We start from the raw sequence: 26,130 nt of genomic DNA, 5'->3' as shown, positions 1-26,130 counted from the left end.
CCTGCGGCATACTGTGCGACGCTCGCGGCGGGGAGTCGAACAGGCGGGAACGCAAGCCCTTACCGCCCTGCGAGCGGCGAGGCGCAGCATCGGCGGCGGGGCCGCTTCGACGGCACCGCCGGCATGGCTCGTCCTCGGAACCACTCGCATCCCACAGAAGGTACCCGAGGGGACGGCCGACTCCGGGCCGTGACGAGTCACGCGTTGGACACAACCCGGTATCAACGCTCCGTGATTCCAGTTTTGCCACAATCCGCGACATCCTGGCCGCCCCGAGCCGCACCCGCGCAGACCAGAGCCGTATCGAACGCTCAGCCGAGCAACTCCACGGCGAGCATTTCCTCACTCTCCGTGTTGCCACCGCCACGCTGTGCCCGCACCCACGCCCGTTTCAGATGCAGATGCACCTCCGACTCCCAGGTGAACCCCATCCCGCCGTGCACCTGGAGACAGTCCCGGGCGCCGCGCACCGCGGCCTCGTCGGCGAGCAGCCGGGCCGCCGCGATGTCCACGGGCGCGGCGGTCACGGCGGCCGCATAGACGGCCGCCCGCGCGGTCTCGGCGCGCACCAGCAGCTCGGCGCACAGATGCTTGACCGCCTGGAACGCCCCGATCGGCTGCCCGAACTGCACGCGCGTGCGGGCGTGTTGCACGGCCAGCTCGCACGCGCGCGTGGCCGTGCCGAGCTGCTCGGCGGCGGTCAGGAGCACGGCGACGGGGTCGGCCGGCCCGGCGGCCGGCCCCGGGACCCGGTGCAGGGGCGTCAACGGGTCCACCGAGCGCACCGGCAGAGCCCCCGACGCGTCGCCCGTCACCGCGTCCGCCTCGGCCAGCCACTCGGCCAGGCCGCCGTCCACCCGGGCCACCACGGTCTCCCCCATGGCCGCGCCGGGCACCTCGGCCGCGGCGAGGTGGGTGGCCAGCAGCGGGCCGGGCAGCAGCGCCCGCCCGGCCTCCTCGAACACCAACACGGCTTCCGGCAGGCCGAGTCCGACCCCGCCGTCGGCCTCCGGCAGCCGCAGCGCGAAGAACCCGGCGGCCCCCAGCTCCCGCCACAGGCGCCGGTCGAGACGCGCCGGCGCGCCGGCCGCCGCCCGCAGCGCCGCGCCGTCGAACCGGCGCCCGAGCAACTCCCGCATGCCCTCCCGCAACGCCTCCTGGTCACGGGTCAGTCGAAATCGCACGCCCGCTCACCGCCCCTTCGGCAGCCCGAGGATCCGCTCGGCCACGATGTTCCGCTGGATCTGCGAGGTCCCGGCCGCGATGGTGTACGAGAGCGAGGAGAGCCGGTCGAGGACCCACGGCCGGTCCAGGTCGAGCGCGTCCGGCCCGAGCACGGCGGCCGCCACGTCGTACAGCTCCTGCCGCGCGTGCGAGTAGCGCAGCTTGAAGACCGAGCCGCCGACACCGGGCACGCGCCCGCCCTCCGCCTCGCTGACGTTCCACTGGGTGAGCCGCCACAGGGCCCGGAACTCGGCGTTCAGGCGGCCGAGGCGGCGACGGCGTTCCGGGTCGTCCCAGGTGCCGTTCTCGCGCGCCACGCGCGCGAGCTCGCCGAGCACCCGGCGGCAGGCGACGACCTCGCCGACGAAGGCGGTGCCGCGTTCGAAGGAGAGGGTCACCATGGTGACGCGCCAGCCGTCGTTCTCGGCGCCCACCCGGTTGGCCACGGGCACCCGCACCTCGTCGAGGAACACCTCGGCGAACTCGGCGGATCCGGCGAGCGTGCGCAGCGGCCGTACGGTGATGCCCGGCGCGTCCATGGGCATGGCCAGCCAGGTGATGCCCCGGTGCCTGGGCGCCTGCGCATCCGTGCGCACCAGCAGTTCGCACCAGTCGGCGACCTCCGCGTGCGAGGTCCAGATCTTGGATCCGCTCACCACGTAGTCGTCGCCGTCGCGCCACGCGCGCGTGCGCAGCGCGGCCAGGTCGGAGCCGGCGTCCGGTTCGCTGAACCCCTGGCACCACACCTCGTCGCCGCGCAGGATCGGCGCCAGCCAGCGGGCCCGCTGCGCCTCGGTGCCCTCGGCGGCGATGGTGGGGCCCGCGTGCAGCAGGCCGACGAAGTTGGCGCCCACATAGGGCGCGCCGGCCCGCTCGGTCTCCTCGAGGAAGATCAGCCGGGTGGTCGGGGAGGCGTCCCAGTGGACGTCGGCATACCCGGCGTCGTACAGCGTGCGCTGCCAGCCGAGGTCGTAGGCGCGGCGGCCCGGCCAGTCCTCGGGCCTCGGCTTGGGCGGGAGGCCGGGCAGCACCTTGGCGAGCCACTCCCGCAGCCGCGCCCGGAAGTCCTCCTCCTCGGGCGTGTACGACAGGTCCACCGGCAGGCACCCCCACGGAGCTGATGGTTCGTCAGACATGGAGTTGATGGTTCGTCAGATTCTGGCAGGCTAGCCCCGCACCCCTGGACCGGCAAGGCGCCAGGACCTACGATCTGACGACTCGTCAGCTAACAGGAGCGAGCAGGGGGCCCGGTCATGGACGACACGAACGCCACCGCGCACGGACTCAGCACCGCCCCGACGCTCTGGGACCTGGCCGCCCGGCGCGCCGAACTCACCCCCCACCGGCCGGTGTTCCTCCAGGGCGAGCGCTCCCTGACCTTCGGCGGGCTGCGCGCGCGTGCCGAACGCGTCGCGGCCGGGCTGTACGGCATGGGCGTACGACCCGGCACGGTGGTCGCCTGGCAGCTCCCCACCCGGATCGAGACGGCCGTGCTGTCCTTCGCGCTGGCCCGGCTGGGCGCCGTCCAGTCGCCCGTCATCCCCTTCTACCGGGACCGCGAGGTCGGCTTCGCGCTGCGCGAGTCCAGGGCCGAGTTCTTCGCCGTACCGGGCGTGTGGCGCGGCTTCGACCACACCGGGATGGCGCGGCGGCTGGGCGCCAAGGGGATCTTCGAGGCGTACGACGAGCTGCCCGACGGCGATCCGGCCACGCTGCCCGCCCCGCCCGCCGAGGGCACCTCCGTCCGGTGGATCTACTGGACCTCGGGAACCACCTCCGACCCCAAGGGCGTTCTGCACACGGACCGCTCGCTCATCGCGGGCGGTTCGTGTCTCGCGCACGCGCTGCGGCTCACCGCGGACGACGTGGGCTCGATGGCGTTCCCGTACGCGCACATCGCGGGCCCGGACTACACCGTGATGCTGCTGCTGTACGGGTTCCCTGCGGTGATGTTCGAGCATTTCGCGCTGCCGGACGCGCTGCCCGAGTACCGCAGGCACGGGGTGACGGTGGCGGGCGGGTCCACGGCGTTCTACTCGATGTTCCTGGCCGAGCAGCGCAAGCGGCCGGGGGCGCCGGTCATTCCCTCGCTGCGGCTGCTGGCCGGCGGCGGGGCGCCCAAGCCGCCGGAGGTGTACCACGCGGTGGTGCGCGAGATGGGGGTGCAGCTGACCCACGGGTACGGCATGACCGAGGTGCCGATGATCACGATGGGGGCGCCGGACGACACCGCGGAGAACCTGGCGACGACCGAGGGGCGGCCGCCGGCGGGGATGGAGATAAGGATCGCGGAGGGCGGCGAGGTACGGCTGCGCGGGGAGGCGGTGTGCCAGGGGTACCTGGATCCGGCGCAGTCCGCCGCGGCCTTCGACGAGGACGGCTTCCTGCGCACCGGCGACCTGGGCCGGGTGACCGCGACGGGGCATCTCGTCCTCACCGGGCGGCTCAAGGACGTGATCATCCGCAAGGGCGAGAACATCTCGGCGAAGGAGATCGAGGACCTGCTCGCCGCGCATCCGGCGGTGGCCGACGCGGCGGTGGTCGGGCTGCCGGACGCGGAGCGCGGGGAGCTGGTCTGCGCGGTGGTCGAACAGCCGCCGGGAGCCGCCGTGCTGAGGCTCCCGGAGGTGGTGTCGTATCTGCGCGCGGAAGGGCTGTCGGTGCACAAGCTGCCGGAGCGGCTGGAGGTGGTGGACGCCCTGCCGCGCAACGAGACGCTGCGCAAGGTGCTCAAGTACAAGCTGCGCGAGCGTTTCTCGGGGAGTGCCCCGGCCGGGATCCCCGCAGCAGGGAGTTCTACAGCCGGGAGTTCCGCAGCCGCGGATTCCGCTCCGCGGAGCCCTACTCCGGGATCGTGAAGTAGCGGGCGAACGCCGGGACGATCTCGGCCTCCGCGACCCTGCCGTCGCCGTCCGTGTCGAGGCCCGCGGCGATCGCCCGCGCGAGCTCCGGGGCGACCCCGAGGACGCGCAGCACGCGCGCGGTGTCCTCGACGGCCGCCGTGCCGTCGCCCTCGGTGTCCGCGAGGGCGAGGGCCGCGTGCAGGAAGGGGCGGGCGATCTCGCCGAACCGCTCGGGGTTGTCGTGCAGCCGCTTGACCGCGCCGCTCACGAACTCCTGGCGGGTGATGCGCTGGTCGCCGTCCCGGTCCGCCATGCCGGCCATGCCCTGCCAGAAGGCCTCGGCACCGGCGTACAGGGCCTGGCCCTTGTCGGAGCGGGCGGCTGCGCCGAACTCGGCGAGCAGCGCCTTGGCCGCCGCGTTGAAGTCCTCGCGGGCGATCCAGCCGTTGCCGTCCTGGTCGAAGGTTGCGAACCGGGCGGCGATCCGTCGCTCGTACTCGGTGCTGACCATGTCTGTTCGGGCCGCCTTAACGTGGGGATTCATCTCCCAGGGAGCGTACGACGCGGCGACGCCCGGGACGCCGGAAAACGACGCTTGTGCCAAGACCGGGGGAATTCCGCGACAACAACGTGGCACTGTCGTGATCGTTCGGCTACAGGACCGCGTGGCCCCGCCGCCCCGGCTACGCGGACAGCGGGTCCTCCTCGTCGGTGGTCGCGCTGTCGATGTCGGCGTACACATCGAACAGCCGCCGTACGCCGAGGGCGCCGAGCACCCGGTTGACGTGCGAACCGTCACTCGCGCCCTGGGCGGGCAGTATCAGCCGCAGCCGGCCCCGGCAGGAGCGGATCAGGCGGCGGGCGGCGATGAGGACGCCGACCCCGCTGGAGTCGCAGAAGAAGACGTCGGAGAGGTCGAGGACCACGCTGTGGCAGCCGTCGGCGACGACGTCGTGCACCCGCTGGCGCAGCACCGGCGAGGTCACCAGGTCCAGTTCGCCCGACACCCCGAGCACGGCCCACTCGCCCTGTTCGACGCCGGTCACCTTGAAAGCCACGGCTCAGCCCTCCGCTCGCCGGATCTCCGGAACCGCCCGGAAACGGAGCCAGTTCCTACGCTTGTTGTCGCGCGGCTGCCCAGCGGCCGTTCCCCGAAACCCCGGATGACAAACGAGCATCGATCAGGGAGGGGGTTGTTTCGGTCACTACCGATCCTGTTCGATCAGAAGCAGAAGGTGTCGGCCGGGCCCGACCGGGAGAGCAGAGAAGCAGCGGAGCGGCGGGGCGACAACCGGAGCGCCCACTACCACCCGCGGTCCGCCAGGGGCGCGCATTGGCATAAAGGGGCGTGCGCCGCCGGACGTGCCGACTACATTCGAGGAGACGACGAGGACACGCTGGACACAGACACAGACACAGACACAGACACAGACACGGGCAGGGACACGGACAGGAGCAGGGAGAGGGGGCCGCATGGCGAAGAAGGACGTACCGCCCCGCTGGGACCGCAAGATGCAGCAACGGCTCGCACGCGGCGAGGCGGCCGCCCTCGGTGAGCTGTACGACCGCTTCGCCTCGCTCGTGCACGGGCTCGCGCATCGCGTCCTCGGCGACGAGCGGGCCGCCGACGGCATAACCCGCGAGGTCTTCGCCCAGGTCTGGGAGCATCCCGACGCCTACGACCCCCGGCAGGGGCCGTTGCGCTCGTGGCTCGCCGCGCTGGCCCACCGGCTCGCCGTGCAGCGCCTCAGGGCCACCGAGACCGCCGCGCTCGCGCCGGGCGACAGCGGCTCCCCGCGGGCCGCGGAGGAGCTGGAGCGCAAGGTGCGGCGGGCCTCCGTCGCCGCCCGCGCGGACTACATCGTGCACTCCATGCCGGCCCCGCTGCGCGCCGCCCTGGATCTGGCCTACTTCCAGCGCCGTGACTACCGGCAGACCGCGGTGGACCTCGGCGTCACCGAGGACGAGGCCCGCCGCCGGCTGCGCCTGGGCCTGCAACTGCTGTCCACCGCGCACGACGCCGGGACGCCGCCCGGACCCGGAGGCGGGCTGTGAACGGCGCCGAGTTCTCCGAGGCGCACGACGGCACCGGGGACGGGACCGGTGGCGTGCCGGCGGGCGGCGGCGCCGACTTCGGCCGGCCGCCGCGCATACCGCTGCCCCGGGCCTCCGTCGAGGACGGCGGGCAGCCGCTGCCCGCGCCGGCCGACCCGCCGCCCGCAGCGCCGGAGTTGTCGCACGACGTCCTGAAATCGCTGCTCGGGGCGTGGGCGCTGGCCGCGTGCTCGGCGGCGGAGTCGCTCGCCGTCGAGGCCCACCTCGGGGACTGCGGGGCCTGCGCGGACGAGGCGCGGCGGCTGCGCGAGGCGGTCGGCCTGCTGCACCAGCCGGAGAGCCTGGACCTCGACCCCGGCCTGCGCACCCGGGTCCTGGAGGCCTGCCTGGACCGCCGGCCGGCCAGGATCCCGGTCCCCGCGTGGGCGGCGCCCTACGACGCGGAGACCGCCCGCCTGGACGCCCTGCTCCAGGACATCGGCGACGCGGAGTGGCACGCGCCGGTGCGGCTGCGCTGGTTCGACGGCGAGGCGGCGGCGAGCCGCCGTACGACGGTCGCCGGCGTGATCGCGCATCTGCTGTCCGTCGACGGCCTGGTGGCGACGGCACTGGGCCTCGACGACCCGCTCGGGGAGAACCGGGCACAGGGCCCGGCCGCCCGCACCGAGGCGTTCTGGCAGGCCTCGCACTTCCCGCCGACGCGTGCGGTGCGGGTGCCCTGGCGGGAGCAGAGCCACCGGCTCGTGCAGACCGTCTCCTTCACCGGCGGCACCGCCGGGCGGCTCGGGGTGTCGTACGACGACTTCGAACTGCCCCTGCACGACGCGATGCTGGACCGCGCCTTCGAGTGCTGGGTGCACGCGGAGGACATCGCGGAGGCCGTGGACTATCCCTACGAGCCGCCGGCCCCCAGACACCTGCGCGGGATGATCGACCTCGCGGCCCGGATGCTGCCCGCCGTGCTGGCCGAGCGCCGGCGGGCGGGGCTGGCGGCGCCCGGCCAGGCCCCCCACCTGGTCCCCGCGGGACGGCCCGGCCGCAGCCTGCGGCTGGAGATCGAGGGCAACGGCGGCGGCGAGTGGCTGATCCCGCTGGACTCGCCCGGGGCGGTGGGCTCCGCGGAGTTCGAGGTGGCGCACGTGGCGCTGGACGACGTGGAGTTCTGCCGGCTGGCCGCGGGCCATGTCCCTCCGGAGGAGGCCGCCGCGGGGCAGTTGGGGGATCCGGCGGCGATCAGGGACGTCCTGTTCGCTGCCGCGAGCCTGAGCCGGATGTAGGGGCGTTCGCCCGAGGGGCGGGGGGTTCCGTAGACGGCGGCCGCGGGTGGTTCATGGCCGGCCGCGCAGTTCCCCGCGCCCCCAAAAAAGACGGGGCGCCCCGCTTTTGGCTTTCGGGGGCGCGGGGAACTGCGCGAACGGCCCCCACGCACCCGCACTCGCGCCACGACCGGAACCACCGGCCCCTCGGGCGGAGCCCGTCGCGCGACCGTCAGCCGAAGACGACCGTCCGCCGGCCGTTGAGCAGGATGCGGCGCTCCGCATGCCACTTCACCGCCCGCGCCAGCGCCTGGCACTCCACGTCGCGGCCGATCGCGACCAGCTGGTCGGGGGTGACGTCGTGGCCGACCCGTTCGACCTCCTGCTCGATGATCGGGCCCTCGTCCAGGTCGGCCGTGACGTAGTGCGCCGTCGCACCGATCAGCTTCACGCCCCGCGCGTGCGCCTGGTGGTACGGCTTCGCGCCCTTGAAGCTCGGCAGGAACGAGTGGTGGATGTTGATGATCCGGCCGCTCAGCTGCTTGCACAGGTCGTCCGAGAGGACCTGCATGTAGCGGGCCAGCACCACCAGCTCGACGTTCTCCTCGCGGACGAGGTCCAGCAGCCGCGCCTCGGCGTCGGCCTTCGTCTCCTTCGTCACCGGGATGTGGTGGAAGGGGACGTGGTACGAGTCCACCAGCTCCGCGAAGTCGGTGTGGTTGGAGACCACGGCCGCGATGTCCACCGGGAGCGCCCCGATGCGGGCGCGGAAGAGCAGGTCGTTCAGGCAGTGCCCGAACTTGCTGACCATGAGGACGATGCGCATCTTCTCGTCGGCCCGGTTGATCTGCCAGTCCATGTGGAAGGAGTCACCGATCGCCGCGAAGCTCGCCCGCAGCTTGTCGACCGTGACCGGCGCGTCGGCCGAGAAGTGCACGCGCATGAAGAACAGACCCGTGTCGTGGTCCCCGAACTGCTGGCTGTCCTCGATGTTGCAGCCGGTCATGAACAGGTAGCTCGACACGGCGTGCACGATGCCCTTTTTGTCCGGGCAGGAGAGAGTGAGGACGTACTGGTCGGCCGGGGTGGCCTGGGCTCGGGTGGACTGATCGGTCATGCACCACAGAATCTCATGCCCCGCTCACCCCGGCCGCCGCTGTCCGCGACGCGGACGGGCCGGACCGGGACCGACCGGGCCGGGAACGACCGGGCTCGGACCGAACAGGCCGGGAACGACCGGGCTCGGACCGACCGGGCTCGGACCGAACAGGCCGGGACCGACCGGACCGGGACCGACCGGCCGGGCTCAGGCCGCCCGCGTCATGATCCGCAGCACCTCAAGGCTGCGCGGCGGGATGTCCGGGTCGTCGCCGTCGCTCACCGCCAGGCGTATGTGCGCGTCCCGGGCCGCCCGGACCGCGTCCGGCCACGCCTGGTGGTCGAGGTACGCGGAGACCGGCGCGTCCGGCCCCACCTGGTGCATGATCCGCAGCACCCGCAGCACGGAGGTGTCGACGAGCGCCGCCTCCTGCGAGTCGCGGAATATCGTCCCGACGTATTTCTCCGCGGACCAGTTGTCCAGCCAGGTGTCCTCGACCAGCCGGTAGACCGCGTCGGTCACGTCGCCGTACCCCTCCTGACCGGCCAGCCAGACGTTCCGCTGGAAGTCGGGGTCGGAGAGCATGTGCAGCGCGGAGCGCACATTGCTGCGCCAGCGCCACCACGGCATGTCATTGAGTGGCATGTCGCCCATGGTGGAGGAGCGACGGCCGCGACGGGAAGAGTTCTCCGAACCTTGCACGGTCATCGATCGTACGTTCCTTCGTCACACGCCCGCACCACACCCCTGTAATTCACCTGTGCGTCACCTTTCATTGACCGTGGGTCACTTCCTGGTTCGCGGTGTGACGGAATCGTGCGTGTCCATGACCGGCAGGCGCCCCATCTCCAGCACCACCGTCAGCAGCGTCCTCCCCACGACCCACCGGCGCGTCAGAGCCGCCGCCCTGTCCGCGGCGGCCATGACGGCCTGCGCGTCACTCGCCGCCGGGTGCGGCGCCGTCCCAGGGATGTCGACCTCGACGGACGACACGATCAAGGTGATGACCTGGGCGCCGCAGGAGACCAGCGCCACCAACAAACCCGGCATGCCCGCCATGGCCTCCGCCTACGTCAAGTGGATCAACTCCCAGGGCGGCGTCAACGGCCGCAAGCTCGACCTCGTCACCTGCAACGACCACAACAGCAGCGTGGGCGCGGCGACCTGCGCCCAACGGGCGGTCGACGAGAACGTCGTCGCGGTGGTCGGCTCCTACAGCCAGTTCGGCGACTCCTACTTCGCCCCGCTGGAGGGCGCGGCCATCCCCTACATAGGCGGCTACGGGGCGTCGAACGAGGAGTTCACCAGCCCCGTCTCCTACCCGGTCAACGGTGGCTCGCTCACCCTGCTCGCCGGGCTCGGGGAGGCGCTGGCCGGCTCCTGCGGCCCGGTCACCCTGGTCCGCCCGGACAGCATCGCCGGCGACCAGCTGCCCCAGCTGCTCGACTCGGGCCTCACGGCGGGCGGCCACGCCAAGGCGGTCGACCAGCTCGCGGCCGAGGACCTCAGCGAGTACGACCAGCAGTCGCAGAAGGCGCTGGAGAGCGCCACCTCGGACACGCCGAAGACGGGCTGTGTGGTGCCCGAGCTCGGGGACCGCACGGCCACCTTCATGGACAACTTCCAGCGGGCCCGCAAGGGCTATCCGGGGGTGAAGACGGCCGCCGAGGTCGGCAGCGTCGACCAGACGGTGATCAACTCCACCGGCGGTGCGAGCGGCCCGTACGAGGGGTCGTACATCACCGGCTGGTACCCGGTGGCCTCGGACTCACGCTGGGACGAGATGAAGAAGGTCATCAGCAAGGAGGCCTTCGGCGACAACCGGATCGATCCGGCCGACGCCGGAGTGCAGACCACCTGGATCGCCTACCAGGTCCTCACCGCCGCGCTGGAGAAGATCGGCGACGGCGAGGTCAGCGCCGACAGCGTGCGCCGCACCCTCAACGACGGCCTGAAGGTCTCCACCGGCGGCCTCACCCCGTCCCTGTCCTGGCCCTACCAGGGCAAGCTGGCCGCGGCCGGCTTCGCCCGGCTGGTCAACGCCGACGTGAACGTCCAGACGGTCAAGGACGGCCTGCTGCAGTCGGCGAACAAGCAGGCCCTGGACATGACCAAGGTCCTGGAGAACGCCGACCTCAGCTGACCGGCCGCCCGCACGCGACCGGCCCGCGGATGACCGGCCCGGACGACGTGACCGGCCCGCACGTGACCTGCACGTGCGGGCCGGCTGTCGTCACAGCTGGGTCGGCTGCCGCTGGGTCAGCCCGTACTTGCTCGCGATCGTGTTCCACAGCGCGGCCGCCTTCACCTTCTGGCTGCTGGCGGTGCCGCTCTCACGGTTGCCGGCGGCGGTCTGGCCGGTGGTGCGGGCCTGGCCCTTGTGGCAGCCGTGCTTGCTCTTGACCTGGTCGGCCCAGGCGGCGTAGTGGTTGTCGGCGTTCGCGGAGGCCTGCCAGGCCTTGGTGAGGGCGGTGCTCAGCTCGGCACTGTCCGGCAGCTTGTCGACGGACAGCTGCGAGAGCCGGGTGACCAGCTGGGTGCGCTGCTGGGCGGCGTCGCGCAGGTCGGTGGCGGAGCCGTCCAGGTTCTCGCACCGTTTCACCTGGGCGACGGCGTTGATCACCGAGGCCCGGCTGCTGCCGCTGTCGGCGAGCAGCTTGTCCAGGGCGACGGCCTGCGCCTTCGCGGGGTCGGCCGCGGCCGACGAGTCCCCGCCGGAGGCCGAGGCGGAGGCGGCGACCGTCTTGTTGCCGTCGTCCGACCCCCCGCCGCCGCTGAGCAGGGCACCGGCGCCGACGCCGAGCACGACGATGCCGATCCCGACGGCCGCGATCAGCGGCACCTTGGGCTTGTTGCGGCCGCCCCGGCCGCCGCCGGCACCGTCGTCGTCGTGGCCGAACGCCGCGGGGGGCGGGGTGTACGCCGGCGGCTGCTGGTAGCCGCTCTGGGGCTGCGGCTGGAAGCGCGGCATCTGGGCCGTGGACGCCGCCGGGGGCTCGCCGCCCGGCGCGCTGCGGAAGAGGTTGTCGAACTCGGCGGGCGGCTGCCGGTCGCCGCCGTCCTGCGGGCCACCGGAGGCCGCGTACGGCGGGATGTACTGCGTGGCCTCGGCGTCGGAGTGCGCCGCGGGGGCGGCCTGGTGGCCGGGGAAGGCGTTCTGCCCGTGGGAGATCTCCGGCGGCAGCGCACCGGGTCCCACCGGCGGGATCAGCTGGGTGGCGCCCTCGGAGGCCGCCGGCACCGGCGGTATGTACTGGGTGGCGCCCTCGTCCACCGGCGCGGCCGGCACCGGCGGTATGTACTGGGTGGCCCCCTCGTCGGCGGGCGGCAGCGCGCCGCCGTAGCCGCCGTGGCCTGCCTGCGGGGCGCCGTAGGGGTCGTGGCCGGCCGCCGGGGGCAGCGGGGCGCCGTACGACTGCTGGGGCTGGGCGGCGCCGTAGCCGTACGACTGCTCGTAGCCGCCGCCGTACGACGGGGCCGGCGCCTCCTCCGGCGGAAGCGGGCCGGCACCGGGGGCCTGGGCCCGGGCCCGGCCGGCGTGGTTCTGGGGCGCGTGCGACTGGGCGCTCCAGGCCGGCGGCAGTGGCTGCGGCTGGTCAGGGGCGGCCCACTCCTGGCCGGCCGCCTGCGGCCAGTCCTGGCCGGCCGCCTGCGGCTGCGCGCTCTGCTGCCGGCCGGGGCCCCACGGCTGGCCCCAGGACTGGCCCTCTGGCGGCGCGGCGGCCGGGACGGGCGGCTGCGCGACGGGGACGGGGCTGCCCGTCATACCCGGCAACAGAGGCTCGCCACCGTCCGAGGGCAGCACGATGCCTTCGCGCGCGGGCTCGCCCTGTCCACTCTGCGTCACCGGGACTCCTACTAATGGGGGACCTTGTGAATCGGGCTCACGCTACCGGGTCACCTCAGCAGGGTGCCACGCGGCCAGGGGAGCGATCTTGCTCCCTGTGACAGCAGTAACAAAACCGCCCCGCGGTGCGCTGTATACGCCGCCTCCCGACGGAAGGGTGGGGTTTCCCACCCGTTCACGCAGCCGCGGGGCAGGAATTCACGCGGCCGCCCGCAGCTCCAGGCGCGCGCCGAACTCCCTGACCACCGGTTCGTCCCGGAACGGCTCCAGCCGCTGCTGGAAGTCCTCCAGGTACTCCGCCCCCCGGTTGGAGCGGACCGTCTCCAGCAGTTCGACCGCCTTCGTCCCGGTGGCACAGGCCTGTTCGATCTCCCGCTGCTGCACCTGCGCTGTGGCGAGGAGCACATAGCCGATCGCCCGGCGCCGGGCCCGGGTCTCCGGGTGTCCGTCCAGCGACTGCCGCGCGCACCTGGCGGCCGCCTCGGCCTGGCCCAGGTCGCGATGGCAGTGCGCCAACTCGTCGGCCAGGTAGGCCTCGTCGAAGTGCCTGATCCACGCCGGGTCGTCCCCGGACGCCGGATCGGCGGCCTCCATCGCCGACACCGCCCGTCCCGTCGCCAGTTGGGCCGCCCGCGCATCGCCGAGCAGGGCGTGGCCGCGGGCCTCGGCCGCGAAGAACATCGCCTCCGCGCGCGGCGTCACGCGACCACGCGCCCCCTCCTGCGCCGCCCGCGCCAACTGGGCGATCTCGCGCGGGTTTCCGAGCTGCGCGGCGAGGTGGCTCATGGAGGAGGCGAGCACGTAGCCGCCGTAGCCACGGTCGCCGGCCGCCTGCGCGAGGCGCAGCGACTGGATGTAGTACCGCTGCGCCAGCCCCGGTTGACCGGTGTCGACGGCCATGTACCCGGCCAGTTCGGTGAGCCGGGCGACGGCGGCGAACAACTCCCGCCCCACGGACTCCCGGTAGGAGCCGGCCAGCAGTCCGGAGACGACGCTGTTGAGGTAGTGCACGACGACCGGGCGCACGTGTCCGCTGCCGAACTGGTGGTCGAGGTCGGTGAGGGCCTGCGTCATCGCCTTCACCGCCGCGACGTCCGACTGCCCGACCCGCGGCCCCGCCTGCCGCGCCACCTGCGCGTCCGGCGCCGAGATCAGCCAGTCCCGGCTCGGCTCCACCAGCGCGGACGCGGCGACCGAGGAACCGGACAGGAAGTCCCGGCGCCCCACGTCACTGCGCCACAGCTCGCAGACCTGCTCGATGGCCCCCAGCACCGTCGGCGAGAACTGGAGACCGACACCGGAGGCGAGGTTCTTGCCGTTGGCCATGCCGATCTCGTCGATCGTGACCGTACGGCCCAGCTTGCGCCCCAGCGCCTCGGCGATGATCGCGGGCGCCCGGCCCCGTGGCTGCTGGCCGCGCAGCCAGCGCGCCACGGACGTCTTGTCGTACCGCAGGTCGAGACCGTGCTCGGCGCCGCACATGTTGACCCGGCGGGCGAGCCCGGCGTTCGAGCACCCCGCCTCCTGGATGAGCGCCTGCAACCGTTCGTTCGGCTGCCGCGCGACAAGCGGCCTTGCGGCCATGGCGTACCCCCTGCGAACTCCCTGTAGGGAAAAGATCCGGCCTTTACGATCACTGCCCAGCGGACATACCGAAAATGCGGGACATGCGAGGATTGCCGGGTAAACGCGGCGGAACCGTGGCTGCGGCCGCCGCCAACCCCCCATGTGTGACTACCCGCTCACGCCCCGGCTCCTCCCGCGCGCCCCCACACATGCATCCATGCGCCCCAGTTACCGAGAAGATGCTCCTCCCCCGCGCGCGCTACGCCCGTAACTCCAGGTGGGCGCGGGAGTTGTGTTGAGCGTGGAAGAGACGATCGTCGGCACCGAAGCCGCTCAGATTCCGAAGCAGCGCGGGGAATCGCTGCTGGACACCGCCGTACGCTACGCCGAGGAGCGCCACTGGGACGTCTTCCCGGGCACCTGGCTGGAAGCGGTCGAGGGGGTGCAGCGCTGCTCCTGCGGGGAGTTCGCGTGCGCGGCGCCCGGCGCGCACGCGGCGCGCCCGGACTGGGCGACGCAGGCGACCGGTAGTGCGACGGTGGCGCGCCGGATGTGGCAGAGGCAGCCGACGGCGTCGATCCTGCTGCCGACGGGGCGGACCTTCGACGCGCTGTCCGTCCCGGAGACGGCGGGGTTTCTCGCGCTGGCGCGCATGGAGCGGATGGAGCTGACGCTGGGGCCGGTGACGCTGACTCCCGACCGCCGGATGCAGTTCTTCGTACTGCCGGGCGCGTCGGCGAAGGTGCCGGACCTGGTACGGAAGCTGGGCTGGTCACCGGCTTCACTGGACCTCACGGCGCTGGGAGAGGGCGCGTACCTCCCCGCCCCGCCCACCCGGTACGGCTCGCGAGGGGCGGTCCAGTGGGTCTGCCGGCCGACGCCGGCGAACCGGTGGCTGCCGGATGCGGAGGAACTGATCTCGCCGCTGGCGTATGCGTGCGGGAGGGACCGGTAGCGCCTGTTGGGTTGCCGGGTGCCTGTTTCGTCGGCGACTGCGGGTGCTTCGTGGCTGATCGCGCAGTTCCTCCCCCAGCCTTCGGCCGGGGGTACCCCCAGCGCCCCTGAAGGGGCGCTGCAGTCGCGTCAGCTGCACAGCCGCGGGCAGGGTCACAGCTACCCAGCCGCGGGCAGGCGTGCCGCAGGGCGGCACGGGTGGGCGCTGGGGTCCCCCCGGCCGAAGACTGGGGGAGGCACCCTGCAAGCGCCGGTAAGCGTCCCCACCCCCACCTCAGCCCCGCCCACCCGCACCCCCAGAACCCGCCGCACCCATAGGGTTGGCCCATGACCGATGCCGTACGTGTGCGTGGGCTCTGGAAACGGTTTGGGCAACAGGTGGCCGTCGGCGGGATCGACCTGTCGCTGCCCGCCGGGAAGTTCGTCGGACTCGTCGGACCGAACGGCGCGGGCAAGACCACCACCCTCTCCATGGTGACCGGGCTGCTGCGCCCCGATCAGGGCCTGGTCGAGGTCGTCGGCCACGACGTGTGGCGGGACCCGGTGGCCGTGAAGGCCCGCATCGGTGTCCTCCCCGAAGGCCTCCGTCTCTTCGAACGGCTCTCCGGACGCGAACTGCTCGGCTACTCCGGCCGGCTGCGCGGCCTCCCCGGCGCCGAGGTCGACAAGCGGGCCACCCAGCTCCTGGACGTCCTCGACCTCGCCGGAGCCCAGCACAAACTCGTCGTCGACTACTCGACCGGCATGCGCAAGAAGATCGGGCTCGCCGCGGCTCTCCTCCACAACCCCGAAGTCCTCTTCCTGGACGAGCCGTTCGAGGGCGTCGACCCGGTGTCCGCGCAGATCATCCGGGGCGTGCTGGAGCGGTACACCGCCTCCGGCGCGACCGTCGTCTTCTCCTCCCACGTGATGGAGCTCGTCGAGTCGCTGTGCGACTGGGTCGCGGTGCTGGCGGCCGGCCGGATCCGCGCGACGGGGACCCTGGACGAGGTGCGCGGGGCGCATCCCACCCTCCAGGCGGCGTTCCTCGAACTCGTCGGGGCGAGCGGCCGGAACACCGCCTCCGATCTGGACTGGCTGGGCGGCGGGGCGGGCCGATGACGGACGTGACCGCCACCGTCGTACGGCTGAAGCTGTCGCTGCTGCGCAACGGGCTGCGGCAGTCCGGCGGCCGGCGGGCCGCGTTCGTCGTGTCGGCGGTCCTCGCGCTGCTGTTCGCGGCCCTGCAGCTGCTGGGCCTGGTCCTACTGCGCGGGCACGCGCACGTGGACGCGGTGGCGGTGCTGGGGGCCGCCGTGCTGGCGCTGGGCTGGGCGGTGATGCCGCTGTTCTTCCCGGGCGGCGACGAGACCCTGGACCCGACCCGGCTGGTGATGCTCCCGCTGCGGCCCCGGCCCCTGGTCCGGGCCCTGCTGGCCGCCTCGCTGGTCGGCATCGGCCCCCTGGTCAGCCTGTTGCTGCTGGTGGGCTGCGCGGTGTCGGTGGCGCACGGCGCGGCCGGCTACGGCGTCGCGGTCCTCGCCGTGGCTCTCGCGCTGCTGGTCTGCGTGGCCCTCGCCCGCGCGGTGGCCGCCGCGAACGTACGGCTGCTCAGCAGCCGCAAGGGCCGTGACCTGGCCGTCCTGAGCGGCCTGGTGATCGCGGTCGGCGCGCAGCTCGTCAACTTCGGCGCCCAGAGCCTCGGTTCGGCCGGGCTCGGGCGGCTCGCGCCGGTGGCCGACGTGGTGCGGTGGCTGCCGCCCGCGTCGGCGATCGGCGCGGTGCGGTCGGCGAGCGAGGGGGCGTACGGCACGGCGGTGCTCCAGCTCGGCCTGGCCCTCGCCGCGCTGGCGCTGCTCGTCGGCGCGTGGGCGCGGACGCTGACCCGGCTGATGACCTCACCCGACGGGTCCACCCTCCAGGCGCCCGACACGGCCGCCCGGAGCCGCTCCGCCGCGGACGGCGGCCTCGGACGGCTGCTGCCCGGCGGACGCACCGGTACGGTCATGGCGCGCAGCCTGCGCTACGTCTGGCGCGACCCCAAGACCAAGGCCGCCTGGGTGACCTCGCTGGCCATCGGCCTGATCGTGCCCGTCTTCAACGCCTTGCAGGGCACCGGTTCGATCTACTTCGCGTGCTTCGCCGCGGGGATGCTCGGCATCCAGATGTACAACCAGTTCGGGCAGGACGCCTCCGCCTTCTGGATGGTCGCGACGACCATTTCGTCCGCCAGGGACGCCTACGCCGAACTGCGCGGGCGGGCGCTGGCCCTGCTGCTGATCACCCTGCCGTACGCCACGCTGGTGACCGTGCTGACCACGGCCATGCTGGGCGACTGGGCCCGGCTGCCCGAGGTGCTCGGCCTCTCCTTCGCCCTGCTCGGCGCGATGCTGGCGACCGGCGCCTGGACCTCCGCCCGCTTCCCCTACTCCATCCCCCAGGAGGGTCACCGCAACGTCGCCCCCGGCCAGGCCGGACTCGCCTGGATCGCCATCTTCGGCGGCATGGTCGCGGCAGGCCTGCTGTGCTCCCCGGTCATCGCCCTGACGATCGCGCTGAACGTGCGCGCGGGGGGTGCGCAGTGGACCTGGCTGCTGCTGCCGGTGGGGGCCGTCTACGGGGCGGGCATCACATGGGCGGGGCTGCGCCTGGCGGCGCCGCGCGCGGCGGCGAACCTGCCGGAGATCCTTGTGGCTGTCAGCAGGGGTTAGGGGCGCCCCGCAAGGGGCGCTGGGGGTCCCCCCGGCCGGAGGCCGGGGGCGGAACTGCGCGAGAGACCACCGCGCGCCCGCAGCCGCCGAAACCGCTCAGCCGCCGGCCCGGCAGGCGCTCCTCACTCCCCCACCCGGTCGAGAAACGGCTCCACCGCCGCCCGCCAGGCCTCCGGCCGGTCATAGGGCAGCAGCGGGCCGGCGTCCGCCACCTCGGCGTACTCCCCCTTCGGCAGCACCCGGACCATCTCCTGCGCCTCCGCCCGCCCCAGCTCCCCGTCCACCCCGCGTACCACCAGCGTGGGGCACGGCACCTGGGCCAGCTCCTCCCAGTGCGCGTCGTACACCCAGGTCTCCCGGGACCTCAGCATCCGGTCGGGCTCGAACACGGGCCGCCAGCCATCGGCGCCCTCGTGCATCACCTCGGCGTAGAACTCCCCGCGCGCCGGGTTCGGCCGCTCCACCCAGGGATCGTCCTCGCCGAACCACTTGCGTACGTCGGCGAGCGTGGCGAAGGGAACGGGCCAGGAGTTGAACCAGTCGGCCCACTCGCGCTGCGAGGCCGCGCCGAGCGCGGACGCCCGCATGTCGCAGATGATCAGGCCCCGCACCAGTTCGGGGCGCTTCGCGGCGAGCTGCCAGGCGGTCAGCGCGCCCATGCCGTGGCCGATGAGCACGGCCGGTGCCAGATCCAGCTGCTCGACGGCGGCCGCGGTGTCCTCGATGTACGCATCGCGGGTGTAGGCGGCCTGCGGGGGCTTGCCGCTCTGGCCGTGGCCGCGCTGGTCGAGGGCGACGGCCCGGTACCGCGCGGAGAGCCAGCGGGCGGTGGACGCCCAGTGCGAGGCGCGGCCCATCAGGCCGTGCAGTAACAGCACGCCGGGAATCGAGCGGTCCGCCTCCTCCGTCTTGGGCGGGTCCGCGAACTCCCAGGCGGCGAGGTGTACGCCGCCGGCTCCTGTCACGTCGATGCGCCGTGCCATGGGCCTGGCACCCCCCTAGCTCCGCGTGCCTAGTGTCGCCTCGTCATCACTTCGTGGTGCTTCGGTACCACCGCAGGCTATCGAACTTCTATTCGAAAACCGGGTTCCGGCGGACAACACCCCTCATTCGAGTGACCCCTCCCCAGGCATGATCGGCGCCGCCGGGGGGATTTCTTCTGCGGGGGGCGGGCCGCTCGGGGAAAACGGTCCGCGGGGATGACCCTGGGAGCTCGGGGCTCCGGGTCAGCACTGGGGAGGACAGGCCCCGGCACCGCAAGGTGCCGGGGCCCATCCCCCCACCAAGTCCTCGGCACATCCTCCCCGCCCCCCTCAGGTCATATGCCTCTCGCGACAGCCTCGCACGCGAAGCGTTCCAGCGCTGCGATTCCACGCACTGAATCCTGCATTCGACGCGTTCGACACCCGCCGGCACGGCATCGGACAGAGGCGTCGGCCTCGCCAGGGGCAAAGGAGGCCGAACGGAGCTCAGCAGCCGTCGCTCAGCGCTTGGCGACGAACACGTGGGAGGCGACGTCCGCCTCCAGCTCGGCCGCCTCGCCGCCGCTGCCCACCAGCACCCCGCCGGCCGCCTCCGTCACGCTCACCACCGAACCGGGCTGCACACCCGCCCGCCGCAGCGTGTACATCAGCTGCGCGTCGGTCTGGATGGGCTCGCCGATCCGGCGCACCACCACCGTCTTGCCGTCCGAGCCCGGATCCAGATCGGCCAGCGACACCATGCTCTCGTCGAGGAACGGATCGGCGCCGTCCTTCTCGCCCAGCTCCTCCAGACCCGGGATCGGGTTGCCGTACGGCGACTCGGTCGGGTGCCGCAGCAGCTCCAGGACGCGCCGCTCCACGGCCTCGCTCATCACGTGCTCCCAGCGGCACGCCTCGGCGTGCACCTGCTCCCACTCCAGGCCGATCACATCGACCAGCAGGCACTCCGCGAGCCGGTGCTTGCGCATCACGCGCGTCGCCAGCCGGCGGCCCTCGTCGGTCAGCTCCAGATGGCGGTCGGCGGCGACGGACACCAGACCGTCCCGCTCCATCCGGGCCACCGTCTGGCTCACCGTCGGCCCGCTCTGGTCGAGCCGCTCCGCGATACGGGCGCGCATGGGGACAACGCCTTCCTCTTCGAGTTCGAGGATGGTACGGAGATACATCTCCGTGGTGTCGATCAGTCCGGACATACGTGCCCCTCGATTACCTCGCCAGAAGCCCCGGCCGCGTGCGCTGGCCCTGCCCCCAATTCTGCCGGATCCCACTGACAAGCGGGGGACACCGGAAGAACGGGGCACGGGCCCTCGCCCACCTGCGGGCCGGTGGGAGCCGGCCGCGCGGTTCCCCGCGCCCCCGAAGGGCACTGCGGCCGCGGGCAGTCGTGCCTCCACCGTGCCCCGAGGACCCACGAGGCAAGCGCCCCACCCCACCGCGGTACCCACCACCCGCACGGACCCCCGGCCGTATTGACACCACCCTGGTCCAGACCTGAGGGTGATCGGCGACACAGGCACAGACACCCACGCTGACGCTGCGAAGGGGCACCGCATGAGCGACGGCACGCCCGCCGACCTGTTCTTCGACGCCGCCATCGGCCTCCTGCAACGGGTCCGCGACGAGGAGGCCGGTGCCATCACCGCCGCAGGCACCCTCCTCGCCGACACCGTCACCTCCGGCGGCCGGCTGTTCGCCTTCGGCGCCGGCCACTCCTCCCTCGCCGCCCAGGACGTCGTCTACCGCGCCGGCGGCCTCGCCCTCATGAACCTCCTCGCCGCCCCCGGCCTCGTCGGCGTCGACGTCATGCCCGCCACCCTCGGCTCCCGCCTCGAACGCGTCGACGGACTCGCCACCGCCGTCCTCGACACCTCACCCCTGCGCACCGGCGACGCCCTCCTGATCATCTCCCTGTCGGGCCGCAACGCCCTGCCCGTCGAGATGGCCGTCGAGGCCCGCCGGCGCGGCGTCAAGGTCATCGGCGTGACATCGGTGGCGTACGCCGCCCAGACCACCTCCCGGCACACCTCCGGCACCTACCTCAAGGACCACTGCGACGTCGTCCTCGACTCGAAGATCGCCGTCGGGGACGCCGAACTCACCCTCGACACCATCCCGGCGCCCTTCGCACCCGCCTCCACCGTCGTCACCAGCGCCCTGCTCCAGGCGGTCCTCGCCACCACCGCGGCCACCCTCGCCGACCGCGGCACCGAACCCCCGCTGCTGCGCTCCGGCAACGTCGACGGCGGCCACGAATGGAACGCCCGCGTGTTCGCGGAGTACCGCGACCGGATCTTCTACCAGCGCTGAACGGACCGCTACTGCGGCCGGTCCTTCGCGAGATGGGCGAGATCCAGCGCGGTCGCGACACGGACCGCCACGTCCTCGGCGTACGTCGCGTCCGCGCGCTCGAAGCGGGTACGACCCGCCCCGCGCAGGAACGTCACCACGCCCAGCGTCCGCCCCCGGCTGCGCAGCACCGCGCACAACGCGTGCACCGCGTCACCCGGCCACTGCCGGTCCAGCGCCCAGGCCCGCGCCCGGTCCGGCGGCACCGAACCGGCGTCCGCCCGGACACTCCCGGCCCGCACCACGCACTGCAACGCCGGATGCCCCTCCTCGTAGCGCACCGGCAGCCCCGCCGAGCCCGTCAGCATGCTCGGCCCCGGCGTCCCGGACGGCGTGGCCGCGATCCGCACCAGCCGGACCGGCCCCACCTCCCCGTCGGCGCGGGACCCTCCCACCACCCGGTCGATCACCGCGTGGTCGGCGAACCCGGCCAGCGCGAAGTCCAGATGGACGGTGGCCGCCTCCGCCGGATCCTCGCACTCGGCGGCCGCACGGGCCGCGCGATGCAGCTGGTTCGCCCGGAAGCGCAGCGTCGCGGCCTCCTGCTCGACGTGCTTGGCCTCCGTGACGTCCTGGAACAGCCAGCCGACCCCGAGCGGCACCGGCTCCTCCGTGAGCGGCGACGCCAGCCGCAGGAACCCCGACCGCCAGCAGCGCCGCTGCTCGCCCTCCGCCGTGCGCACGCTCACCCACATGTCGGCCGGCGCGGGCGGCGCCCCCTCGGCCAGCACATGCGTCAGCGCGCTCTCCAGATCCTCCACACCCAGCGCGAGCAACTCCCCGAGCGGCCGCCCGAGCGCCGACGTCCGGCCGATACCGAGCGCCCGCGCGGCATATGCGTTGACCACCGCGGGCCGCAGATCGGCGTCCACGACCACGACACCCCAGGCCGCGTCCTCGAACAGCGCCTCGCTCAGCGCGATCGACCGCTCCAGGTCGATCTGCGCGTGCACCTCGCTGAACGCGCAGTACACGCCGGCCGGCTTCCCGTCCGGCCCGCGCACCGCCGCCGACTGCGTCCGTACGAGCACCCGCCCGCCGTCCTTCGTGACCAGCGCGAACTCGTGCACCTGCCGCCCCGGGGCGCGCATGGCCGACAGCAACCGCCCCTCGACCTCGTCCGCGTCCGCCTCGCGCACCGCCCACCCGGCGAACCCGTGCCGGCCCACCGCCTCGGCCGCCGTCCACCCCAGGATCCGCTCGGCCTCACGGTTCCAGTGGGTGACGAAACCGTCCGCGTCGAAGGCGCACAGCGCCGCGTCCATGCCGTCGAGCAGCGCGGCGAGCAGGTCAAAGCCGCCCGAGTCCTCCGGAGCATCCCGCCCCGGTTCCGGCTCGGGCTCGTCGGGCCCCAGCTCGTCGGTGGCCCCACTACGCCGGGAAGCACTCACCTGGACCCCCATCAGGCTGCGTCCGCACGCACGGCGCGTCGGTTCACTCACTGCCTTCATTCAACTCGAACGTGACGCAGCCCACACTGTGTTCCCACAAGATTGAAGGAATCGTTGCAAGCCGCCGCCGGCCACCACCTCACAGCACGAGCCGCAGATCCACCCACTCGTCGCTCTCCCCGTCCAGCACATACCGCTCGGCCTCGACGAACCCGTGCCTCCGGGCGAACCGCACCCCGTCCTCATTGACACCCAGCACACACGTCTCGACCACCTCGGCACCCCGCACGCACGCATAACCCGAGCACGTACAACGCCGACCCGAACCGTTCCTAGAGACTGAGCGGGAGTGAGTCCTGTTGCCAGGTCTCGTGCTCAGCCGAACGCCCCGGACGGTGCTGGGCGTTCTGGTCGACCGCGTTCGCTCCGCGTCCGGGCGGCACGGATCGTGTCCGTGGTCCGGGGATGCGGGGGCGGTTTCCCTCACGCCCCGGGGCCACCGATACGGCCTGGACGGTCCGATGCCCGCATCCATCGCTCTGGTGGGTGCGGGGCGGTGCCGTCCGTCGCCGGATCGGGTGCCCCAGGGCGCGCCTTCCGATCGCCACGGCAGCCGCGTCGTGGCGGGTGGGTTTCCTTTTGCTGCTGGTGAGGGGTCGCTGCCAGTGCTGGGCACCCCACCGGGAGGTGCAGGCGGGGTCGACGGCGATCACAGCGATGCCGAGTTCAGCCGCCATACTCACCAGCCGAGCCCGGAGCCGGGCCACGGGCATGCCGGAGATCAGGTTCCGGAACCGCTTCCTGTGGCCGTGCTTCTCGCGGGTCTTCTCCGCCTGGAAATCGAGGTCCTCGACCGCGATCGCCAAGCCATGCCGCCTGGCCCAGTGCAGCAACCGGATCAGTGCATGCCTGACCTGTGCGTCACGATGCGAAGCGGTGCCGGTGAGGTCGTAGCCGAAGCGCAGCGGTTCGCCGACGGGGTTGCCGTGTTCGTCCAGACGCCAGGCGGCCAGGTGGTCTGCGTTGGTGTCCACGCCGACCACACCCCTCGCGCGGGCCGCATCCAGCGGGATCGTCTGGACGGGGGGGGCAGCGTCCAGGACGCGGTCAGGTACCAGCGCAAGCGTCCGGTGTCCTCGTGGATGCGGTAGGCGACGGCCCGGTTCGCGCTGACGCGGTCGGCCCACTGCTCACCCCGGTGCGCGAACGACACCCGGGCGGCCAGGACGTACCGGCCGTGCGGCGCGTTCGCCAGATACGCCAGCGGAGCCGGGAGCTTGAGGGAGACCTCACCGTCGGGGGTGACGCGGAGGGTCTCGTTGCCGTACCGCTTGCCGGACTCCCCGTCCGCCTGGAGGAAGCGGCGTCCGGCCCGCCAACGGCGGCGCCATTCGGCTTCACAAAGCCCGGCGGCCTCAAGGTGGTGGCGGGTGCTCAGCAGCCGCTTGCCGCCGCGCACCACATGCACGATACCGGCCTCCCAGTCGGCCCATGCCGCCTGAAGCCGGTCTTCGAGGACCCGCAGACGCCGGGACTTCGCGAACCACTCCCGCCCGCTGCGGTAGCCGCCGGGCGCGCGCTTGGATCCCTTCTCACCCACGGGCAACGACAGCCGGTGGCCGATGGTGCGCACACCGGCCTCCAGACCGTGGATGTACGCGAGCAGACCACGCCGGGCCAGCGCCCACTGGTCATGACTGGCCTTCGTGATGCTGCCCGCCCAACGGGAGGAGGACTGCAAGGTCAAGGCCCGCTTGCGCGCGGCCCACCCCTCACTGTCATGCTCCGGCCCGGCCGAACAGCGCGCCCTGAGATCACGGGAAGCCAGCGCCCCGAGATGATCGCCGACCAGGCCCAGCACCTCCTCGTCCCCGCCGGTCAGGCCCTTGAGCCGCGTACGGATCGCAACCCCCGAGGGACCGGCTGCCACGAACGGCGCCGCCACCTGCCGTAGTCCGCCCACCCCTTGTCTCACCCCCGGTTCCGCGCCGCAGAAAACCCTCACCCCACCCAACGACTGTCACCGGCAAAGGTCACACATTCGACCCGAGAACTCTCGTTCCCCACGTGAAGGGAGAGCGCGCCCACCGCCCAGAGACTCACCCGTTCGCGCCGGAACGCACTCAAGAGCCATCGACAGCCAACTGTTCACAACTCCCGCCGCCGGAACTCCGGCAGCACCCGCGCGATCACCGTCACCACCCCGTCGACGGCAGGCCGCACCGTGGAACACCCCACAAGCACGTCCCCGTCGTACGCGTTCTCCAGCCGGTCCCCCCGCGCGAGCCGCTCCCGCGCCCGCGCCGCCGACATCGCGGCAGGGGGCACGACGACGTTGTGCACGTACCCGCCACTGTTCCAGCGCCTCGTCCCCGGCCACGGGAACCACCCGCAGACCGCTCACGCGCCGTCTCCCGCCGCCCGCCGCGCGTACACCTCGATCTCGATCCTCATCCGGGGATCGGACAGCCCGCACACCATCATCGTCGCGGCCGGCCGCACCTGCCCGAACACCCGCCGCAGCACCGGCCAGCACGGCTCGAAGTCCTCCCGCGCCGGCAACAGGTACCGCACCCGTACCACGTCCTCGAACCCGCACCCGGCCTCGGCCAGTGCCGCCCCGATGTTCCGCAGGCACTGCTCGGCCTGTTCGACGACATCGTCCGAGATCGTCATCGCCGCATAGTCGAACCCGGTGGTCCCGGACACATGCACCCAGTCCCCGTCCACCACCGCCCGCGCGTACCCGATCTCCTCCTCGAACACCGACCCACTGAGAATCACCCGCCGCTCTGTCATGGCTGGGACGGTAGGGGTTACCGCCGCAGCACGTCACCTTCAAAAAAATCCCTTGAGCGCCGTCAGCCGGCTTCGTAGGCTGTGAGGCACACGAGAAGGGAGGTGGTTCGGCAGATGTATGACAACCGGACGCGTGAGGTGGCTGCGGGCTAGCGGCCCGTCACCACACCAGTGCGGTGCCGGACCAGCATGTGACCGATACATGCAGTCGGCCCAATCCCAAGCAGTCACCCGACCCGCGAGCTCGCCGGTACGTCCGGCCGGCTCCTCCGCCCCGGCGGAGGGACCCGAGCTCGCGGGTCGTCCGCGTTCGCGGGGCCCGCGGCGGCGTCAGGGGCTGAGGCGTTCCACGTGCCAGGTGCCGTCGGGATCGGCCACGTAGCGGAGGCGGTCGTGGAGGCGGTTCTGGCGGCCCTGCCAGAACTCGACGGTCCGGGGGGCGATGCGGAAGCCGCCCCAGTGCGGGGGGACCGGGACCTGTTCGCCCTCGGGATAACGGGCGCTGAGCTCCGCGTAGGAGGCGTCGAGCTCGGCGCGGGAGCGGATCACCGTGGACTGGGTGCTGGCCCAGGCACCGAGCTGGGAGCCGTGCGGGCGGGTGCGGAAGTAGGCGGCGGTCTCGTCGCGGCCGGTGCGGCGGGCGGTGCCGGTGACGACGACCTGGCGGGCGATGGCGTGCCAGGGGAAGACCAGCGAGACGTACGGGTTCTCGGCGAGGTCCTGGCCCTTGCGGGATCCGTAGTTGGTGTAGAAGACGAACCCGCGGGTGTCGTACTGCTTCATGAGGACCGTGCGTGAGCTGGGGCGGCCCTCGGCGTCGGCGGTGGCGACGATCATCGCGTTGGGTTCGTAGATCATGCCGTCGGCGGCGGCCCGTGCGGCCTGTTCGAACCAGCGGGTGAACTGGTCCATGGGGTGGGCGGCCAGGTCGTGCTCTTCGAGTCCCTCGGCCCGGTAGTGCTTGCGCATCGCGGCGGGGTCGAGGATGGGTTCGTCAGAGGCGGCGGCGTCGCGATCGGTCACGCGGTCATCTTGCCGCATGGACATATGGGTCCGGAGCACATGTGACGCATACCT

At 72.8% G+C, this 26,130-nt stretch carries 21 protein-coding genes and 3 pseudogenes; 8 read left to right on the top strand and 16 right to left on the bottom strand.

Translation table 11 applies throughout. The features are described from left to right. Positions 1-311: 311 nt before the first annotated feature. Both LQ326_RS28540 and LQ326_RS28535 read right to left on the bottom strand, forming a co-directional pair. Positions 312-1,184, bottom strand: a complete 873-nt coding sequence (locus LQ326_RS28540) for an acyl-CoA dehydrogenase family protein (RefSeq protein WP_234541544.1) — start codon at positions 1,182-1,184, stop codon at positions 312-314. 6 nt (positions 1,185-1,190) lie between these two features. Continuing rightward, the gene (locus LQ326_RS28535) at positions 1,191-2,321 is read right to left on the bottom strand and encodes an acyl-CoA dehydrogenase family protein (RefSeq protein ID WP_234541720.1); all 1,131 of its coding nucleotides are present in this window, start codon (positions 2,319-2,321) and stop codon (positions 1,191-1,193) included. 156 nt (positions 2,322-2,477) lie between these two features. On the opposite strand from LQ326_RS28535, the gene LQ326_RS28530 reads away from it, so the two are divergent. Then, on the top strand, positions 2,478-4,082 hold the full coding sequence (locus LQ326_RS28530; RefSeq protein ID WP_234541541.1) for a class I adenylate-forming enzyme family protein: 1,605 nt from the start codon (positions 2,478-2,480) through the stop codon (positions 4,080-4,082). On the opposite strand, the gene LQ326_RS28525 is transcribed toward LQ326_RS28530, so the two are convergent. Further along, positions 4,066-4,578, bottom strand: a complete 513-nt coding sequence (locus LQ326_RS28525; protein ID WP_234541539.1) for an EF-hand domain-containing protein — start codon at positions 4,576-4,578, stop codon at positions 4,066-4,068. The genes LQ326_RS28530 and LQ326_RS28525 overlap by 17 nt on opposite strands. 172 nt (positions 4,579-4,750) lie before the next feature. Next, positions 4,751-5,125, bottom strand: a complete 375-nt coding sequence (locus LQ326_RS28520; protein WP_234541537.1) for an STAS domain-containing protein — start codon at positions 5,123-5,125, stop codon at positions 4,751-4,753. 415 nt (positions 5,126-5,540) lie between these two features. Here LQ326_RS28520 and LQ326_RS28515 point away from each other — a divergent pair, with 415 nt between their 5' ends. Then, positions 5,541-6,122 (top strand): sigma-70 family RNA polymerase sigma factor, encoded by a 582-nt coding sequence (locus tag LQ326_RS28515; RefSeq protein ID WP_234541535.1) that lies wholly within the window; start codon positions 5,541-5,543, stop codon positions 6,120-6,122. Between the two features lie 53 nt (positions 6,123-6,175). Then, positions 6,176-7,399: a maleylpyruvate isomerase N-terminal domain-containing protein gene (locus tag LQ326_RS28510; RefSeq protein WP_234541711.1), complete on the top strand. Its 1,224-nt coding sequence runs from the start codon at positions 6,176-6,178 to the stop codon at positions 7,397-7,399. 211 nt (positions 7,400-7,610) lie between these two features. Here the strand turns inward: LQ326_RS28510 and purU are convergent, their stop codons facing one another. Continuing rightward, the gene (gene purU, locus LQ326_RS28505) at positions 7,611-8,495 is read right to left on the bottom strand and encodes a formyltetrahydrofolate deformylase (RefSeq protein WP_234541530.1); all 885 of its coding nucleotides are present in this window, start codon (positions 8,493-8,495) and stop codon (positions 7,611-7,613) included. Positions 8,496-8,684: 189 nt separating this feature from the next. Beyond that, on the bottom strand, positions 8,685-9,185 hold the full coding sequence (locus LQ326_RS28500) for an SCO4402 family protein (protein WP_234541528.1): 501 nt from the start codon (positions 9,183-9,185) through the stop codon (positions 8,685-8,687). A 118-nt stretch (positions 9,186-9,303) separates the two neighbouring features. Here LQ326_RS28500 and LQ326_RS28495 point away from each other — a divergent pair, with 118 nt between their 5' ends. Continuing rightward, entirely contained in the window at positions 9,304-10,620 is a 1,317-nt protein-coding gene (locus LQ326_RS28495; protein WP_234541526.1) for an ABC transporter substrate-binding protein, read from the top strand. Positions 10,621-10,710: 90 nt separating this feature from the next. On the opposite strand, the gene LQ326_RS28490 is transcribed toward LQ326_RS28495, so the two are convergent. Both LQ326_RS28490 and LQ326_RS28485 read right to left on the bottom strand, forming a co-directional pair. Continuing rightward, positions 10,711-12,324 (bottom strand): hypothetical protein, encoded by a 1,614-nt coding sequence (locus tag LQ326_RS28490; RefSeq protein ID WP_234541525.1) that lies wholly within the window; start codon positions 12,322-12,324, stop codon positions 10,711-10,713. Between the two features lie 198 nt (positions 12,325-12,522). Further along, positions 12,523-13,908 carry an NsdA family TPR-like regulatory protein gene (locus tag LQ326_RS28485; RefSeq protein ID WP_234541523.1) on the bottom strand — a complete coding sequence of 462 codons (1,386 nt, stop codon included), beginning with the start codon at positions 13,906-13,908 and terminating at the stop codon, positions 12,523-12,525. Between the two features lie 274 nt (positions 13,909-14,182). On the opposite strand from LQ326_RS28485, the gene LQ326_RS28480 reads away from it, so the two are divergent. The 3 genes from LQ326_RS28480 to LQ326_RS28470 all read left to right on the top strand — a co-directional run bounded on the left by LQ326_RS28480 (position 14,183) and on the right by LQ326_RS28470 (position 17,534). Next, on the top strand, positions 14,183-14,845 hold the full coding sequence (locus tag LQ326_RS28480) for a bifunctional DNA primase/polymerase (RefSeq protein WP_234541521.1): 663 nt from the start codon (positions 14,183-14,185) through the stop codon (positions 14,843-14,845). Between the two features lie 326 nt (positions 14,846-15,171). Then, positions 15,172-15,945, top strand: a complete 774-nt coding sequence (locus tag LQ326_RS28475; RefSeq protein WP_234541520.1) for an ABC transporter ATP-binding protein — start codon at positions 15,172-15,174, stop codon at positions 15,943-15,945. Continuing rightward, a complete protein-coding gene (locus LQ326_RS28470) occupies positions 15,942-17,534 on the top strand; it encodes a transporter (RefSeq protein WP_234541519.1) in 1,593 nt (530 codons plus the stop codon). The genes LQ326_RS28475 and LQ326_RS28470 overlap by 4 nt, the downstream gene beginning before the upstream one ends. Before the next feature lie 122 nt (positions 17,535-17,656). Here LQ326_RS28470 and LQ326_RS28465 read toward each other — a convergent pair whose 3' ends face one another. Together LQ326_RS28465 and LQ326_RS28460 are read right to left on the bottom strand one after the other, a co-directional pair. Then, entirely contained in the window at positions 17,657-18,517 is an 861-nt protein-coding gene (locus tag LQ326_RS28465; RefSeq protein WP_234541517.1) for an alpha/beta fold hydrolase, read from the bottom strand. 500 nt (positions 18,518-19,017) lie between these two features. Next, positions 19,018-19,710, bottom strand: coding sequence for an iron-dependent transcriptional repressor DtxR (locus LQ326_RS28460; RefSeq protein WP_181808690.1), 693 nt, complete (start codon positions 19,708-19,710; stop codon positions 19,018-19,020). Between the two features lie 358 nt (positions 19,711-20,068). Here LQ326_RS28460 and LQ326_RS28455 point away from each other — a divergent pair, with 358 nt between their 5' ends. Then, positions 20,069-20,824 (top strand): SIS domain-containing protein, encoded by a 756-nt coding sequence (locus LQ326_RS28455; RefSeq protein ID WP_234541515.1) that lies wholly within the window; start codon positions 20,069-20,071, stop codon positions 20,822-20,824. Between the two features lie 8 nt (positions 20,825-20,832). On the opposite strand, the gene LQ326_RS28450 is transcribed toward LQ326_RS28455, so the two are convergent. The 6 genes and pseudogenes from LQ326_RS28450 to pdxH form a co-directional block, all read right to left on the bottom strand. Beyond that, positions 20,833-22,254 (bottom strand): PAS domain-containing protein, encoded by a 1,422-nt coding sequence (locus tag LQ326_RS28450; RefSeq protein ID WP_234541512.1) that lies wholly within the window; start codon positions 22,252-22,254, stop codon positions 20,833-20,835. Positions 22,255-22,393: 139 nt separating this feature from the next. Then, positions 22,394-22,552, bottom strand: a pseudogene (locus LQ326_RS28445) (GNAT family N-acetyltransferase); the annotation flags it as partial. Positions 22,553-22,586: 34 nt separating this feature from the next. Continuing rightward, a pseudogene (locus LQ326_RS28440) lies at positions 22,587-24,217 on the bottom strand (transposase family protein). A gap of 194 nt (positions 24,218-24,411) precedes the next feature. Next, positions 24,412-24,658: pseudogene (locus LQ326_RS28435) on the bottom strand (GNAT family N-acetyltransferase); the annotation flags it as partial. Next, positions 24,655-25,053, bottom strand: a complete 399-nt coding sequence (locus LQ326_RS28430; protein ID WP_234541511.1) for a RidA family protein — start codon at positions 25,051-25,053, stop codon at positions 24,655-24,657. The pseudogene LQ326_RS28435 and the gene LQ326_RS28430, both read right to left, overlap by 4 nt. A gap of 330 nt (positions 25,054-25,383) precedes the next feature. Further along, on the bottom strand, positions 25,384-26,076 hold the full coding sequence (pdxH, locus tag LQ326_RS28425) for a pyridoxamine 5'-phosphate oxidase (RefSeq protein WP_372496978.1): 693 nt from the start codon (positions 26,074-26,076) through the stop codon (positions 25,384-25,386). Positions 26,077-26,130 lie beyond the last annotated feature (54 nt).

Source organism: Streptomyces shenzhenensis, assembly GCF_021462265.1.
Taxonomy (GTDB): domain Bacteria; phylum Actinomycetota; class Actinomycetes; order Streptomycetales; family Streptomycetaceae; genus Streptomyces; species Streptomyces shenzhenensis.
This window is presented reverse-complemented; position numbering and strand designations above follow the sequence as displayed.

What these genes read in the sequence shown, in the direction of transcription:
- LQ326_RS28530 (WP_234541541.1), top strand. Translation starts at nt 2,478, where the DNA reads ATGGACGACACGAACGCCACCGCGCACGGACTCAGCACCGCCCCGACG.
- LQ326_RS28525 (WP_234541539.1), bottom strand. Translation starts at nt 4,578, where the DNA reads ATGGTCAGCACCGAGTACGAGCGACGGATCGCCGCCCGGTTCGCAACC.
- LQ326_RS28515 (WP_234541535.1), top strand. Translation starts at nt 5,541, where the DNA reads ATGGCGAAGAAGGACGTACCGCCCCGCTGGGACCGCAAGATGCAGCAA.
- purU (WP_234541530.1), bottom strand. Translation starts at nt 8,495, where the DNA reads ATGACCGATCAGTCCACCCGAGCCCAGGCCACCCCGGCCGACCAGTAC.
- LQ326_RS28500 (WP_234541528.1), bottom strand. Translation starts at nt 9,185, where the DNA reads ATGACCGTGCAAGGTTCGGAGAACTCTTCCCGTCGCGGCCGTCGCTCC.
- LQ326_RS28495 (WP_234541526.1), top strand. Translation starts at nt 9,304, where the DNA reads ATGACCGGCAGGCGCCCCATCTCCAGCACCACCGTCAGCAGCGTCCTC.
- LQ326_RS28485 (WP_234541523.1), bottom strand. Translation starts at nt 13,908, where the DNA reads ATGGCCGCAAGGCCGCTTGTCGCGCGGCAGCCGAACGAACGGTTGCAG.
- LQ326_RS28475 (WP_234541520.1), top strand. Translation starts at nt 15,172, where the DNA reads ATGACCGATGCCGTACGTGTGCGTGGGCTCTGGAAACGGTTTGGGCAA.
- LQ326_RS28470 (WP_234541519.1), top strand. Translation starts at nt 15,942, where the DNA reads ATGACGGACGTGACCGCCACCGTCGTACGGCTGAAGCTGTCGCTGCTG.
- LQ326_RS28465 (WP_234541517.1), bottom strand. Translation starts at nt 18,517, where the DNA reads ATGGCACGGCGCATCGACGTGACAGGAGCCGGCGGCGTACACCTCGCC.
- LQ326_RS28460 (WP_181808690.1), bottom strand. Translation starts at nt 19,710, where the DNA reads ATGTCCGGACTGATCGACACCACGGAGATGTATCTCCGTACCATCCTC.
- LQ326_RS28455 (WP_234541515.1), top strand. Translation starts at nt 20,069, where the DNA reads ATGAGCGACGGCACGCCCGCCGACCTGTTCTTCGACGCCGCCATCGGC.
- LQ326_RS28430 (WP_234541511.1), bottom strand. Translation starts at nt 25,053, where the DNA reads ATGACAGAGCGGCGGGTGATTCTCAGTGGGTCGGTGTTCGAGGAGGAG.